Here is a 13,884-nt window from a genome sequence, read left to right as displayed (position 1 = left end):
CCGCCCGTTCCCCTTTTCGGTGACCTGTGCCGCGGCGCGTCCTCCACGTCGGCCCGCGCCCGCTCAGGACCGTGACCGCGCCGCTGACCTGTGGCGATATGCGTACGCATTGGTAACGGACCTGTTGCGAATCGGTGCAGGCGGGAAGTTTGCCCTCATTCGCGAGGTAGCGTCCCATCGATTTCGGTGACCGCATCGGTCACCGGACCGTGGGTGGGGAACGGAAGGAGCGCTACCTTGCGCCGTGGACTGAAGACTTCGCTCGTCACCGTGACGGGTGCGGCGCTGCTGCTCAGCGCTTCCGCGTGCGGCGGCAAGAAGGCGGACACCGGTGGCGGTGACGAGGGCGGCAAGAAGACCCTCAAGATCGGTCTGGCCTTCGACATCGGCGGCCGCGGCGACCAGTCCTTCAACGACTCGGCCGCCGCGGGCCTCGACAAGGCCAAGCAGGACCTGGACGTCCAGACCGAGGAGATCTCGGCCAAGCCGGACGAGCCGGACTCCGACAAGGAGTCCCGCCTGCGGCTGCTGGCCAACAAGGGCTACAACCCGATCATCGGTGTCGGGTTCGCCTACACCACCTCGATCGTCAAGGTCGCCAAGGACTTCCCGAACACCAAGTTCCTCGTCGTCGACGCCGACCAGTGCAAGGTCGAGGGCGCCAACGTCAGCGGCGCCTGCTTCGCCGAGGAGCAGGGCTCCTTCCTGGTCGGCGCGGCCGCCGCGCTGAAGTCCAAGTCCGGCACGATCGGCTTCATCGGCGGCGTCAACGTGCCGCTGATCCACAAGTTCCAGGCCGGGTACGAGGCCGGCGCGAAGGCCGCCAAGCCGGGCATCAAGATCCTGCCGGCGAAGTACCTGACGCAGCCGCCGAACTTCAACGGCTTCAAGGACACCAGCCTCGGCAACGAGGCCGCCAAGGGCCAGCTCGACCAGGGCGCGGACGTCATCTACCACGCCGCGGGCGGCGCCGGTATCGGCGTCATCAAGACGGTCGGCGCGGCCGGCAAGTGGGCCATCGGCGTCGACTCCGACCAGTACAACCAGCCCGCGGTCGCCGGGGTGAAGCAGCACATCCTCACCTCGATGGTGAAGCACGTCGACCTCTCGGTGTTCGACTTCGTCGAGAGCGTCGCCAAGGGCACCTTCAAGGCCGGCACGACGACGTACGACCTGAAGAACGACGGGGTCGGCTACTCCTCGTCCGGCGGCAACGTCGACGACATCAAGGCCAAGCTGGACGAGCTCAAGGCCAAGATCGTCAGCGGCGAGATCAAGGTCCCGACCAAGGCGTGAGCCGGCGATCGGGGAGTGCGGGGACGTTCCCCCGCGCGGTGGCGGCGTGAGGCCGCACCACCCGGCAGCGACCGCGCACCGGGAGCCGTCCAGGCGGGCGGCCCCCGGTGCGGCGGCGTGTCCCCGGCCCCGTACCGCGGCGCCTTCCGTGCACGTTCGAGGCAGGAGGAGGGGCACTCGTGCCTGACCAGGTGCCGGCCGTGCGGCTGACATCGATCACCAAGCGGTTCCCCGGAGTGGTGGCCAACCGCGACATCAACCTCACCATCGAGCGCGGCGAGGTGCACGCGCTCTGCGGCGAGAACGGTGCCGGCAAGTCCACGCTGATGAAGATCCTCTACGGGATGCAGCGGCCGGACGAGGGCACCATCGAGGTCGACGGCGAGCAGGTCTCCTTCCGGACCCCGGCCGACGCGATCGGCCGCGGCATCGGCATGGTCCACCAGCACTTCAAGCTGGCCGACAACCTGACCGTGCTGGAGAACGTGGTCCTCGGCGCCGAGCCCCGCGGCAAGGGATGGCGGCGCGGCCGGATCGACTTCGCCGCCGCCCGCGCCAAGATCAAGGAGATGGCGCGGGCGTACGGGCTGCGCGTCGACCCCGACACCCTGGTGGAGGACCTCGGCGTCGGCGAGCGGCAGCGCGTGGAGATCCTCAAGGTGCTGTACCGGGGCGCCCGCGTGCTGATCCTGGACGAGCCGACCGCGGTGCTCGTCCCGCAGGAGGTCGACGAGCTGTTCGGCAACCTGCGGGAGCTGCGCGCCGAGGGCCTCACCGTGCTGTTCATCTCGCACAAGCTGGACGAGGTGCTCGCCGTCGCCGACACCATCTCGGTGATCCGGCGCGGCACCACCGTCGCGACCCGGCTCGACCCCGCCGAGGTCACCTCCCGGCGGCTCGCCGAGCTGATGGTCGGGTCCGAGCTGCCCACCCCCGAGCTGCGCGAGTCGACCGTCACCGAGGACGTCCAGCTGGACATCGGCGGGCTGACGGTGCTGACCCCCGAGGGCCGTCCCGTGGTGGACGACGTGTCGCTGCGCATCCGGCGCGGCGAGATCGTCGGGCTGGCCGGGGTCGAGGGCAACGGGCAGACCGAGCTCATCGAAGCGATCATGGGCATCCGCAACGCCGACGCCGGGACGATCGTGTACGGCGGCGACGACATCGCGCACTGGGCGACCCGCCGGCGCCGCGAGGCCGGCATCGCCTACATCCCCGAGGACCGGCACCGGCACGGGCTCATCCTGGAGGGGACGCTCTGGGAGAACCGGATGCTCGGCCACCAGACCCGCAGGCCGAACGTCCGCGGCCCCTGGACGGACCGGCGCGGCGCGCGCCGCGACACGACGCGGATCGTCCGCGAGTACGACGTCCGGACGCCGGGCATCGAGGTGCCCGCCGCCGCGCTGTCGGGCGGCAACCAGCAGAAGCTCATCGTCGGCCGGGAGATGTCCGGCGACCCGCACCTGCTGATCGCCGCGCACCCGACGCGCGGCATCGACGTCGGCGCCCAGGCCGCCATCTGGGACTACCTGCGGCAGGCCCGCGCGGACGGGCTGGCCGTGCTGCTGATCAGCGCCGATCTTGAGGAACTCATCGGTATGTCCGACACCCTGCACGTGATCCTGCGGGGCCGGCTGGTCGCGGAGGTCGATCCGCGGACCGTCACCCCCGAGGAGCTCGGCTCCGCGATGACCGGCGCGGGCGGCGCCTCATGAGCGAGCCGAAGGACCCGACGCCCCCGGGCGGCGGCGAACCCCCCGAGCCCCCCGAGGACGCGTCGAAGGACGCGCCGAAGAGCCTGTCGAAGGACGTACCGCCCGCCGACGGCAAGGACGCCGGGAAGGGCGTCCCGGAGCCGGTGCCGGCGTGGAAGGCGATCCTGCGCGGGCTGGGCCCGACCGGGCTCGGCCTGAAGATCGGCGCGCCGGTGCTGGCGCTGCTGATCTCGCTCGGCATCACGATGATCCTGCTGCGGGTCACCGGCGCCGACCCGATCAGCTCGATCCAGAGCATGATCGACTACGGCACCACCGAGAACTCGATCGTCGACATCGTCAACCGCGCGACCAGGTACTACCTGTCGGCGGTCGCGGTGGCGATCGGCTTCCGGATGGCGCTGCTGAACATCGGCGTGGACGGCCAGTACCGGATCGCCGCGTTCCTCGCCGCCGCGCTCGGCGGCGCGATCACGCTGCCCGCGCCGTTCGGCCAGCTGCTGGTGATCGTCGCGGCGATGGTGGTCGGCGGGCTGTGGGCCGCGATCGCGGGTGTGCTGAAGGTGACCCGCGGGGTCAGCGAGGTGCTGTCCACGATCATGCTGAACGCGATCGCGACCGGCGTCATCGCCTACCTCCTGAACGACAAGCGGCTCGCCGAGGTGCGGCCCGGCAGCAACAACGTCGCGACCGCGCAGATCCCCGAGTCGGGACGGGTCGGGCCGCTGAACGGGTTCCTGTCCTCGATCGGCATCGACCTGCCCGGCGACGTGTACGGGCTGCTGCCGCTCGCGATCCTCGTCGGGATCGTGTTCTGGGTCGTGATCAACTACACCCGGTTCGGCTTCGACCTGAAGGTGTCGGGGCTGTCGGCGTCCGCCGCGCAGGCCAGCGGCGTCAACGCCCGCCGCATGATCGTCTACACGATGATCGCGTCCGGCGTGGTGGCCGGCCTGATCGGCATGCCGGAGCTGCTCGGCGCGTCCTACGAGTACTCGCTGAACTTCCCGGCCGGGCTCGGCTTCACCGGCATCACGGTGGCGCTGCTCGGCCGCAACCATCCGGCCGGCATCGCGCTCGCCGCGCTGCTGTTCGCGTTCCTCGACCAGACCTCCGACGTGCTCCAGGAGGTCGACGTGCCGAAGGAGATCGTCGGGGTCATGCAGGGCGTGGTCGTGCTGACCGTCGTCATCGTGTACGAGCTCGTCCGGCGCTGGGAGATCCGGCTGCAGCAGCGGGCCGTCGCCGCCGAACTGGCCACCGGCCACGACCTGGCCCGCGAGGCCGCTGGGAGCGCCTCATGAGCGCCGCGACCGAGGCGGTGGCCACCGTGAAGGCCGCCAAGGGCAAGATCAGGCTGCGCTGGCCGCACTACCTGCTGATCGGCTCCGGGCTGCTGGTGCTGCTGTCGCTGGTCCGCGTCATCGACGACGCCGACCCGGTGACCTCCAGCGGGACGGTCAGCGCCGCGCTGCGCCTCGCCGTGCCGATCTTCCTGGCCGGGCTCGGCGGGCTCTGGTCGGAGCGGTCCGGTGTGATCAACATCGGTCTCGAGGGCATGATGATCCTCGGCACCTGGACGGGCGCCTGGGCCGGCTACCAGTGGGGCCCGTGGATCGGCGTCCTCGCCGGGATCATCGGCGGCGCGCTCGGCGGGCTGCTGCACGCCATCGCGACCGTGTCGTTCGGCGTCGACCACATCGTGTCCGGTGTCGCGATCAACATCCTCGGGCTGGGACTGACCCAGTTCCTGGCCGGGCTGATCTTCGACACGGGCGCGGCGAAGGCGCTCGGCGGCGGGCCCCGGCAGTCCCCGCCGGTCGATCCGATCATGACGTTGACGCTGCCGGTCCTGTCCGGCGGCAAGATCGGCGGCTGGCAGAGCCCCGACTGGCTCGGCTCGCTGGAGGGCCGCCACTGGTTCCTGCTGTCGGACATCGCCGGCATCGCCCGCGGGCTGACCAGCGACATGTCGCTGCTGACGCTGGTGTCGCTGCTGCTCGTCCCGCTCAGCTTCCTGATCCTGTGGCGGACCCCGTTCGGCCTGCGCATCCGCTCCTGCGGCGAGGACCCGTACGCGGCCGAGTCGCTCGGCGTGCAGGTGTACCGGATGAAGTACGCCGCCGTGGTCATCTCGGGCGCGTTCTCCGGCCTCGCCGGCGCGTTCCTCGTCACCGTCGCCGCCCCGCTCTACCAGGACGGCCAGACCAACGGCCGCGGCTTCATCGGCCTCGCCGCCATGATCTTCGGCAACTGGCGGCCGGGCGGGCTCGCCGCGGGCTCGCTGCTGTTCGGCTACACCGACGCGATGAACGTGCGCGGCGGCGGGCAGGCCGTCCACGCGCTGCTGCTGTTCGTCGCGATCCTGCTGATCGGCGTCGCGGTCTGGCAGGCGCTGCGGGCGAACCGGCTGCGCGGCCAGATCGTCACCGACCTCGGCCGCCGCGAGGTCCGCAACGCCTACCTCGGCGCGGTGCTGTCGCTGGTGGCGGCGGCCGGGCTGCTCGTCTGGTTCCTGATGAGCGAGATCGTCCCCGGCGAGCTGGTCTCCTTCACACCGCACCTGACGACGCTGCTCGTCCTGGCCCTGGCCAGCCAGCGCCTCCGCATGCCCGCGGCCAACGGCGTCCGCTACAGACGAGGCGAGGCAAGATAACTGTCATGGAGATCGACTGGCCTGGCCTGCGCACCGCCGCGCGGGAGGCGATGACGCGTGCGTACTGCCCGTACTCCGGGTTCCCGGTCGGCGCCGCAGCGCTGGTGGACGACGGCCGGATCATCACCGGGTGCAATGTCGAGAACGCCTCGTACGGGGTCGGGCTGTGCGCCGAGTGCTCGCTCGTGTCGGCGCTGCACGGCCCCGGCAAGGGCGAGCGGCCCCGCCTCGTCGCGGTGTCGGTCGTCGACAAGCACGGCGACCCGGTGATGCCGTGCGGGCGCTGCCGCCAGCTCCTGTGGGAGCACGGCGGCGCGCCGATGCTGCTGGAGACCGTCCGCGGCATCCTGCCCATGTCGGACGTCCTCCCGGACGCCTTCGGCCCCGACGACCTGATCGAGAGAGCTTGATCCATGGATGCCATTGACGTCATCCGCGCCAAGCGCGACGGCGGGGTGCTGAGCCCCGCGCAGATCGACTGGGCGGTGGACGCCTACACGCGGGGCGCGATCGCCGAGGAGCAGATGTCGGCGCTCGCGATGGCGATCCTGCTGAACGGCATGACCCGGGCCGAGGTGGCGCGGTGGACGGAGGCGATGATCCGCTCCGGCGAGCGGATGGACTGGTCGGCGCTGGACCGCCCGACCACCGACAAGCACTCCACCGGCGGCGTCGGCGACAAGATCACGCTGCCGCTGGCGCCGCTGGTGGCGGCGTGCGGCGCGGCCGTCCCGCAGCTGTCCGGCCGGGGCCTCGGCCACACCGGCGGCACCCTCGACAAGCTGGAGTCGATCCCCGGCTGGCGGGCGTCGCTGTCGAACGCCGAGATGCTGGACGTGCTGCGGTCGGCGGGCGCGGTGATCTGCGCGGCGGGCAGCGGCCTCGCCCCCGCCGACCGCAAGCTGTACGCGCTGCGCGACGTGACCGGCACGGTGGAGTCGATCCCGCTGATCGCGTCCTCGATCATGTCGAAGAAGATCGCGGAGGGGACGGGCGCGCTCGTCCTGGACGTCAAGGTCGGCTCCGGCGCGTTCATGAAGACGGTCGAGAACGCGCGCGAGCTGGCCGAGACGATGGTCGCGATCGGCACCGACCACGGCCTGCGCACGGTCGCGCTGCTCACCGCCATGGACCGGCCGCTCGGCAACGCGGTCGGCAACGCCGTCGAGGTCGCCGAGTCGGTGGAGGTCCTGGCGGGCGGCGGCCCGTCCGACGTGGTCGAGCTGACCCTGACCCTGGCCCGGGAGATGCTCGACGCCGCCGGGATCACGGGCAAGGACCCGGCGGACGCGCTGAAGGACGGCTCCGCCATGGACGTCTGGCGCCGCATGATCACCGCCCAGGGCGGCGACCCGGACGCGCCGCTGCCGACGGCCCGCGACACCCACACGGTCACGGCGCCGTCCAGCGGCGTCCTGACCCGCCTGGACGCCTACGGGGTGGGCGTCGCGGCGTGGCGGCTCGGCGCCGGCCGGGCCCGCAAGGAGGACCCGGTCTCGTTCGGCGCGGGCGTGATCTGCCACGCCAAGCCGGGCGACACGGTCAGCGCGGGGCAGCCGCTCCTCACGCTGTACGGCGACGACGAGGCCCGGTTCGCCCGCGCCCTGGAGTCCCTGGACGGCGCCTACGAGATCGAGGACGGCGCGGCCGCGTCCCCGCACCCACTGATCATCGACCGGATCGCCTGACGGGCGCGGCGTCGCGCACGAAGAAGCCGACGGCCCGGGTGGTCACCCACGCCTGGGCCGGGTCGCGGGCGTTGATGTCGGCGTGCCTCGGCCAATCCGATTGCCCGCCGTCTCGGGGCGGCACTAGCTTGGCCGGAGTGGATCACTTCTCACGCTCGTGGACGGCGTTGCTCGGGGCGGTCGCCGAACTCTCCGACGGGGACTGGGAGCGGCCGTCCGGCTGTGCGGGGTGGCTCGTCCGGGACCTGGTGTGCCACCTGGTCATCGACGCCCAGGACGTGCTGATCACGCTGGTCACGCCCGCCGACGGCGAACCGACCGCCGACGCCGACACCTACTGGAAGCTCGTCGACCCGCCGACCGGCGATGACCCGCTCGACGCGCTGATCCCGCGGCTGGCCGCCGCCTACGGCGACCCGGCCCTGCTGAAGTTCCATATCGACGACGTCGGCTCCGCCGCCGGGCGCGCCGCCGAACTCGCCGACCCGGAGCTCCGCGTCGCGACCCAGGACATGGTGCTGACCGCCGGGGACTACCTCTCCGCGTACGTCATGGAGTGGACGCTGCACCACCTCGACCTGATCGCGGACGTGCCCGAGGCCGCCGGCCCGCCCGCCGAGACCCTCGCCGCCTCGCGCGCGTCGCTGGAGCGGATCGCCGGGGCCCGGTTCCCGGCCTCGTTCTCCGACACGGACGCGCTGCTGATCGGCACCGGCCGCCGCCCTCCGACGGACGCAGACAGGGCCGCGCTCGGGGACCTGGCCGCACGGCTCCCGTTCGTCCTCGGCTGAGTTCCGCGTGTGAGGGTGGCCGGATCCATGGCCCTTCTGTCGGGCCGCCGTCCGTCCGGAGGGCACGGCGGGCCGGTTAGCCGATCTTGGTCAGAAGACGGCCGGGTGATCAGTGGAGGATGGCGAGGGGAACGCGGTGCTCGGTGCCGTCCGGGGCTCGCCAGGGGGCGGTGACATGGGCCTGGACGTCGGTGACGGTGTCGTGGGGGGCCAGGACGCGGGTCACGCCGATCGTGAGGGTGCCGCTCGGTTCGGTCGCCACGGTGATGCCGGTGCGGTCGGGGCCGTGCTCGACCACCTTGATCGCGGTCAGCGTCGAGGCGGTGGTTCCGGTGAAGTGCGCCGAGACGGACGGGTCCGGTTTGTCGCCGATGGTCTGGTGCTGCGGTTCGGCGCGCCCCTGGAGGAGGGCGAGGAGCTGGGCGACGAGCACCGGGTCGCGGGTGCCGTCGTAGACCCATCGCCGTCCCAGGACGCCGTGCTCCGAGGTGCCGACGAGTCCCTCCTCGGCCCCGTCCAGCGGGGCGCCGCGGTAGCTGAGCGGTACGTGGTAGGAGATGGGCCGGTCGCCGGAGGTGTCGGTGACCACCATGAACTCCATGCCGACCTCGCCGTCCGGGTCGTCGAGCCGGAAACCGCCCGCCCTGGTCAGGCGCGGCGCGGGTCCCGGGCCGGCGTACCAGGGCTGCGCGGGGAGCCATGCGGTGAGCAACTCCAGCTTCCCGGGCGTCATGGTCGTCTCGTAGATGACTGCCATGCGATCTTTCTACCGGATCGCCTGCCGGCTCCTTCTCGGCGGCATCGCCTTGGCGGGCCCTCGGCTGGGTAGAACAGCGGATGTGCTCGAAGCGTCGGCCGGCGGCTCCGGGCGGGGGGCTCAGGGAGAAAGGCTGATCGATGGGGACCGACCTCGAAGGCTTCGCCGAACTGATACCGCTGGATCACGGCCTGTGCGTGGTCAGCACGCTGCGGGGCGACGGCGGTGTGCAGTCGTCCGTCGTCAACGCGGGCGTTCTGGAGCATCCGCTGCGGGGCGGACGGGTCGTCGGGCTCGTCGCCACCGGTGGTTCTCGCAAGCTGCACCATTTGCGCGCCGACCCGCGGGCCACGATCGTCGCCCGCGCGGGCTGGCGGTGGACGGCCGTGGAGGGCGACGCGGAGATCATCGGCCCGGACGATCCGCAGCCCGGCGTCGACGGCGAGGCGCTGCGGTTGCTGCTGCGCGACATCTTCAGCGCGGCCGGCGGCACGCACGACGACTGGGACACCTACGACCGCGTGATGGCGGAGGAGCGGCGGGCCGCCGTGCTCGTCACCCCGCGCCGCGTCTACGGCAACCCGCCGGCCTCCTGAACTGCGCGCCCGCTTTTCGGCGGCCGCTTCCGGGCGGCGCCTGGAAAACGGCACGGGAACAACGTTGAAGTGGCCGGTTCCGTCGAGGGGGATGTACTCTGGTCGCCGAAAGACCACCTCTGTGAACTGTCGCCGCCGAAGCGTCCGAGGCGCCTGCGGGTGTTGACTCATTTCATTACCGGACCGCCGGAAAACGTGACTCGGTGGGCGTTAATCCCGGGGCCCTGTCCGCAATGACCTTCAGGCTAGGGATTTGTATCGGATGGGCGAGGAGCGCGCACGCCTTGATCGTGACTCCCGTCAGAAATCGATCTTTTCGTGATCACAGATATCGGACAGGTGCTTTACGCGCCGTCTGGCACAGTTGTCAACTACCCTGCCGGGTGGTTCTGCGGTACCGCGCGTCCCGTCCGGTGATCAGTGGCTGAGCTGCGCTTTCATCGGGTTTCGGGGACGCCTGGGGATGGTGGGGCGCCGGGCTCGGGGGAGCGGCCGGGGTGTGACCGGGCCGTCGTCCCAGAGGTGAGAATCTCTCTCAATCGTCACAACAGCAGCTAGTTGCACATTAAACTCATCATTCCCAAAGTGATCAGCCGTCGACTGCGGGCACGGCCGGAACATGGCCTGCAGGCTCGAATCGTCGTTGGCTGATTACGGTCAGCCAGAGGAGCCTTGCGTCTGGTGATCGTTCGTTTCACCATGGCGTGAGAGTCTCAGACGAGCGATTGGCAAGGAGGTTCGCTCGGCCGGCCCAGCGGCCGGTCGGGCATGAGCGTGTTCTTCCGACGGCCGGATTCCGGCGACTTCCCCCTGCATTGACGCGCCGACCCGTGAGAGCGGACACCATGACGAATGCTCTACTGTCCCTGTCCACGAACGACTTCATCGCCGGTATCGAGGCGATCGCCCCCCGATTCGACACCGCCACCTACCCGCAGCAGAACCTCCCGGCCGACGACTGGACGCTGCTGACCCGGGCCGGCGTGCTGCTGCCGACGCTGCCGAGAGAGTTCGGCGGACGCGACAGTCACGTCGAGATGTGCCGAGTCGTGGAAGCGCTGTCCGAATGGAACCTTCCGCTCGGCATGTACGCCACGGTGATCACCGGGGTGGCGCTGCGACCCATCGCGCTGTGGGCGGACGAGGAGGCCAAGCGGGAGGTGCTGCCGCAGTACGCCGGCGGCGACCCCATGGTCTGCGGGTTCGCGTCCACCGAGCCCGGCTGCGGCTCCGCCATGTCCGGCATGACGACCACGTTCGAGGAGGTCCCGGGCGGCTACCGGATCCGCGGCCGCAAGCACTGGCAGGCGTTCAGCTCCAGCGCGCACTGGTGGCTGGTCAGCGCGAAGAACGACGACTGCGGCCGCGAGTACGGCTACTTCATCGTCAAGCGCAGCGAGGGCTTCCGCACCCTGCAGCCCTACGAGCCGCTCGGCCTCAAGGTGATCGACTACGGGCTCAACGAGATCGACGTGGTCGTCCCCCGGCACCGGCGCATCCGGGTGGAGGGCCGCAACCTGCGCCCCATGGTGGAGATGCTCATGGCGTCGCGGGCGATGATGGCGGCGATGGGCGCCGGCTTCCTGCGCCGCATCAGCCGGGAGGCGCGCGCGTACGCGAACGCGCGGCGGATCGGCCCGGGGCCGCAGTCGGCGATCCGGTTCGTCCGGTACCGGCTCGCGGCGATCGACACGTCCTACACCGTCTGCGCGGCGCTCAACGACTACCTGCAGACCTCGCTGGACATGAAGTCCGACATGATCGGCGCGTTCCCCGCCGTCCAGGCCATCAAGACGGTCGCCACCGAGCGGATGCTCAGCGCCGCGCACCACTACCAGCAGCTCTCCGGCGGCGAGGGGTACCGCTGCGGGTCGCCGACGAACATCTCCGCGCAGGCGTTCCTCGACGCCCGCGTCTACACCATCTTCGACGGCACCAACGACCTGCTCAGCCAGCAGCTCACCGAGTACTGCCTCGCGCGGACGGACGGCCTGCCGCTCAGCAAGTTCCTGGCCGACTGGCCGCTCACCGCGTCCGCGATCACCTCGCAGGGGCTGGACCTCGGCTTCCTCGACCGGGACCTCCGCCAGGAGCACCTGGTCCTCGCCGGCCGCGCGATCGCCTACGCGTTCGCGATCGCCCAGGTCATGCGGTGGGCGGCGAAGCCCGGCAACGACGCGGGCCGCGCCCGGGCGGCGATCGAGTTCCTCAAGGCCGACATCGCGGGCGTCGCGACGGAGTTCGGGCTGCTGTCCACGGGCGTGCTCGGCATCGAGGACGGCGCCGTCCCGCCCTCGCCGGGCGTGCTCTTCTCGCGCTCGGTGCCGCTGCCCGCCGAGGCGTGACCCGGCCCCGGGTCAGCCCAGCATCTCCTCGCGGCGGCGGATCAGCTGGACGAGTTCCGCCGCGCGCTCCTTGATGAGGTTCAGCCCGGGGTGGCCCCACGGGCGCGGCTCGCGGTCGATGATGCAGATCGTGCCGAGGGTCGTGCCCGTGTGGTCGATCAGCGGGGCGCCGACGTAGGTGCGGATGCCGAGCTTGTCGACGACCGGGTTGCCGGCGAAGCGCGGGTAGTCGCACACGTCGTCCAGGACGAGCGCCTTGCGCCGGACGACGACGTGCGGGCAGTAGCCGTGGTCGAGCGGGACCTCCCGGCCCAGCTCCACGCCGCCGGACGGGTCGGTGGGGTCCTGCGGGGAGTACAGGCCGGACAGGTACTGCCGGTCGGTGACGAAGTTGACCATCGCGAACGGGGGCAGCCCGGTGCCGACGAGGCGCCGGGCGGTCTCGGCGAGGTCGCGGGCGAACGCGTCGAACTCGGGGTCGGCCTCCTGCCCGAGCCCGAGCTCGCGCAGCCGCGCCACGCGCCGCGGCACCTCGGGGTCGACGGGGGTCAGCAGATGGCCGGGGGGCTCGTAGAGCGGCTCTTGGGTCACGGCGATCTCCAGATGCGGTGGGGCGGGGTGGGAGTCAGGCGGTCGGGGAGGTGAGGCGGTCGGGAGCGGGGGCGGTCGCGGTGGCGATGAGGTGGCGGATCAGGGCCCGCAGCACCGCGGTGGCGGAGCGGGCGTCCCGCGCGTCGCACAGCACGATCGGCACGCCCGGGTCGAGTTCGAGGGCGGCCCGCACCTCGTCGGGGTCGTAGCGGAACGCGCCGTCGAACTCGTTCACCGCGACGAGGAACTTCGTCCCCCGGTTCTCGAAGAAGTCGACGGCCTCGAAGCAGGCGTCCAGGCGGCGGGTGTCGGCGAGCACGACGGCGCCCAGCGCCCCCGCGCACAGCTCGTCCCACATGAACCAGAAGCGCTGCTGGCCGGGCGTGCCGAACAGGTACAGCACGATGCCGTGCTGCTCGATCGTGATGCGGCCGAAGTCGAGCGCCACGGTGGTCGTGGTCTTGCCCTCCACGCCGCCGAGGTCGTCGATGCCGACGCTCGCGGTGGTGATGAGCTCCTCGGTGCTGAGCGGTTCGATCTCGCTCGCCGCGCCGACGAACGTCGTCTTCCCGACCCCGAATCCGCCCGCGATCAGGATCTTGACCTGAGTGGGGAACATCTCAGGCTCGTTGTAGGCCATCGAGCAGCTTCTCCAGGAGGTCTCGGTCGGTGAGCTCGGCCGCGGGGCGCGGCGCTCGGGTGGACATGGCCCGCCAGTTCACGAGGTCGGCGAGGAGGACCTTGGTGACCGCGACGGGGAGCCGCAGGTACGCCGCGACCTCGGCGACCGAGGTCGGGGTGCGGCACAGGCCGAGCGCCCGGTGGTGCTCCGGGTCGAGGTTCGCCGGCACCTCGCCGGTCGCCACCACCAGGGACAGCATGTCCAGCCGCATCGCCGGCCGGGTGCGCCCGGCGGTCACCGTGTACGGGCGCACCAGCGGCCCGGCGTCGTCGTCGAGCCAGACCTCGTCCTCGCCGGCCGTCATGACGAGGGGATCGGACCGCCCGGCGCCGCCGCCGCGCGCGTCGCCGTGCCGAGGAAGGGACGGACGGACTTGATCAGCCGGGCCATCTCGAAGCCGACGACGGCCGGATCGGCCTCGCCCCTCGCCAGCACCGCCAGCACCGAGTTGTAACCGGCCCACGAGATGAACAGCTGGCTCGACTTCAGCTCCGTCACGACCTGCCGGACCTCGTTGCTGTCGTCGAACTTCGTCCCCGCGCTCCGGGCGATGGAGAACAGGCCCGAGGCGAGCGCGGCGAGCTGCTCCGCGCTCGCGCGGTCGAAGCCGTCGGAGGCCTTCAGCATGCCGTCGGCGGACAGCAGCACGCTGCCGCGGATGACCGGAACCTCCTCGCCCAGCCCCCGCAACAGCCAAGCAAGATCCTGAGCCTGGTTCGGGGAGACAGCACTCAATGGACGCTCCTTATCCCTCGTGATGTTTC

14 protein-coding genes are annotated in these 13,884 nt (G+C 71.2%); 9 read left to right on the top strand and 5 right to left on the bottom strand.

Annotation, left to right across the window (positions count from 1 at the left end):
- Nucleotides 1-237 precede the first annotated feature (237 nt).
- The 7 genes from ACGFI1_RS20720 (at nt 238) to ACGFI1_RS20690 (ending at nt 8,149) form a co-directional block, all read left to right on the top strand.
- Nucleotides 238-1,296, top strand: coding sequence for a BMP family lipoprotein (locus ACGFI1_RS20720; RefSeq protein ID WP_386876102.1), 1,059 nt, complete (start codon nt 238-240; stop codon nt 1,294-1,296).
- Nucleotides 1,297-1,475: 179 nt separating this feature from the next.
- The gene (locus tag ACGFI1_RS20715) at nt 1,476-3,014 is read left to right on the top strand and encodes an ABC transporter ATP-binding protein (protein WP_301175139.1); all 1,539 of its coding nucleotides are present in this window, start codon (nt 1,476-1,478) and stop codon (nt 3,012-3,014) included.
- Nucleotides 3,011-4,318 carry an ABC transporter permease gene (locus ACGFI1_RS20710; RefSeq protein ID WP_392787139.1) on the top strand — a complete coding sequence of 436 codons (1,308 nt, stop codon included), beginning with the start codon at nt 3,011-3,013 and terminating at the stop codon, nt 4,316-4,318. Before ACGFI1_RS20715 ends, ACGFI1_RS20710 begins: the two co-directional genes overlap by 4 nt.
- Nucleotides 4,315-5,670, top strand: coding sequence for an ABC transporter permease (locus ACGFI1_RS20705; RefSeq protein WP_364553075.1), 1,356 nt, complete (start codon nt 4,315-4,317; stop codon nt 5,668-5,670). The genes ACGFI1_RS20710 and ACGFI1_RS20705 overlap by 4 nt, the downstream gene beginning before the upstream one ends.
- Nucleotides 5,671-5,675: 5 nt before the next feature.
- A complete protein-coding gene (locus ACGFI1_RS20700; RefSeq protein ID WP_392732580.1) occupies nt 5,676-6,080 on the top strand; it encodes a cytidine deaminase in 405 nt (134 codons plus the stop codon).
- A gap of 3 nt (nt 6,081-6,083) precedes the next feature.
- Nucleotides 6,084-7,358, top strand: coding sequence for a thymidine phosphorylase (locus ACGFI1_RS20695; protein ID WP_392787136.1), 1,275 nt, complete (start codon nt 6,084-6,086; stop codon nt 7,356-7,358).
- A 137-nt stretch (nt 7,359-7,495) separates the two neighbouring features.
- A complete protein-coding gene (locus tag ACGFI1_RS20690) occupies nt 7,496-8,149 on the top strand; it encodes a maleylpyruvate isomerase N-terminal domain-containing protein (RefSeq protein ID WP_392787134.1) in 654 nt (217 codons plus the stop codon).
- Between the two features lie 109 nt (nt 8,150-8,258).
- Here the strand turns inward: ACGFI1_RS20690 and ACGFI1_RS20685 are convergent, their stop codons facing one another.
- Nucleotides 8,259-8,906, bottom strand: a complete 648-nt coding sequence (locus tag ACGFI1_RS20685) for a maltokinase N-terminal cap-like domain-containing protein (RefSeq protein WP_392787131.1) — start codon at nt 8,904-8,906, stop codon at nt 8,259-8,261.
- A gap of 140 nt (nt 8,907-9,046) precedes the next feature.
- On the opposite strand from ACGFI1_RS20685, the gene ACGFI1_RS20680 reads away from it, so the two are divergent.
- Entirely contained in the window at nt 9,047-9,502 is a 456-nt protein-coding gene (locus ACGFI1_RS20680) for a TIGR03618 family F420-dependent PPOX class oxidoreductase (RefSeq protein ID WP_392787129.1), read from the top strand.
- 845 nt (nt 9,503-10,347) lie between these two features.
- Nucleotides 10,348-11,847 carry an acyl-CoA dehydrogenase family protein gene (locus ACGFI1_RS20675; RefSeq protein WP_392787127.1) on the top strand — a complete coding sequence of 500 codons (1,500 nt, stop codon included), beginning with the start codon at nt 10,348-10,350 and terminating at the stop codon, nt 11,845-11,847.
- Between the two features lie 12 nt (nt 11,848-11,859).
- Here the strand turns inward: ACGFI1_RS20675 and ACGFI1_RS20670 are convergent, their stop codons facing one another.
- From ACGFI1_RS20670 to ACGFI1_RS20655, 4 genes are read right to left on the bottom strand one after another with little or no spacing between them, the layout of a single operon-like run.
- Entirely contained in the window at nt 11,860-12,438 is a 579-nt protein-coding gene (locus tag ACGFI1_RS20670; RefSeq protein ID WP_301175145.1) for a GAF domain-containing protein, read from the bottom strand.
- A gap of 34 nt (nt 12,439-12,472) precedes the next feature.
- Complete coding sequence (locus ACGFI1_RS20665; RefSeq protein WP_301175146.1) at nt 12,473-13,078, bottom strand: GTP-binding protein; 606 nt, start codon at nt 13,076-13,078, stop codon at nt 12,473-12,475.
- Nucleotides 13,059-13,424, bottom strand: coding sequence for a DUF742 domain-containing protein (locus ACGFI1_RS20660; RefSeq protein WP_138638979.1), 366 nt, complete (start codon nt 13,422-13,424; stop codon nt 13,059-13,061). The genes ACGFI1_RS20665 and ACGFI1_RS20660 overlap by 20 nt, the downstream gene beginning before the upstream one ends.
- The gene (locus ACGFI1_RS20655) at nt 13,421-13,855 is read right to left on the bottom strand and encodes a roadblock/LC7 domain-containing protein (RefSeq protein WP_138638978.1); all 435 of its coding nucleotides are present in this window, start codon (nt 13,853-13,855) and stop codon (nt 13,421-13,423) included. Before ACGFI1_RS20655 ends, ACGFI1_RS20660 begins: the two co-directional genes overlap by 4 nt.
- Nucleotides 13,856-13,884: the final 29 nt, after the last annotated feature.

It is taken from the genome of Actinomadura geliboluensis, assembly GCF_043197915.1.
GTDB lineage: Bacteria > Actinomycetota > Actinomycetes > Streptosporangiales > Streptosporangiaceae > Spirillospora > Spirillospora geliboluensis.
Note: the sequence above shows the minus strand (reverse complement) of the source record. Positions and strands in the feature narration are given on the sequence as shown.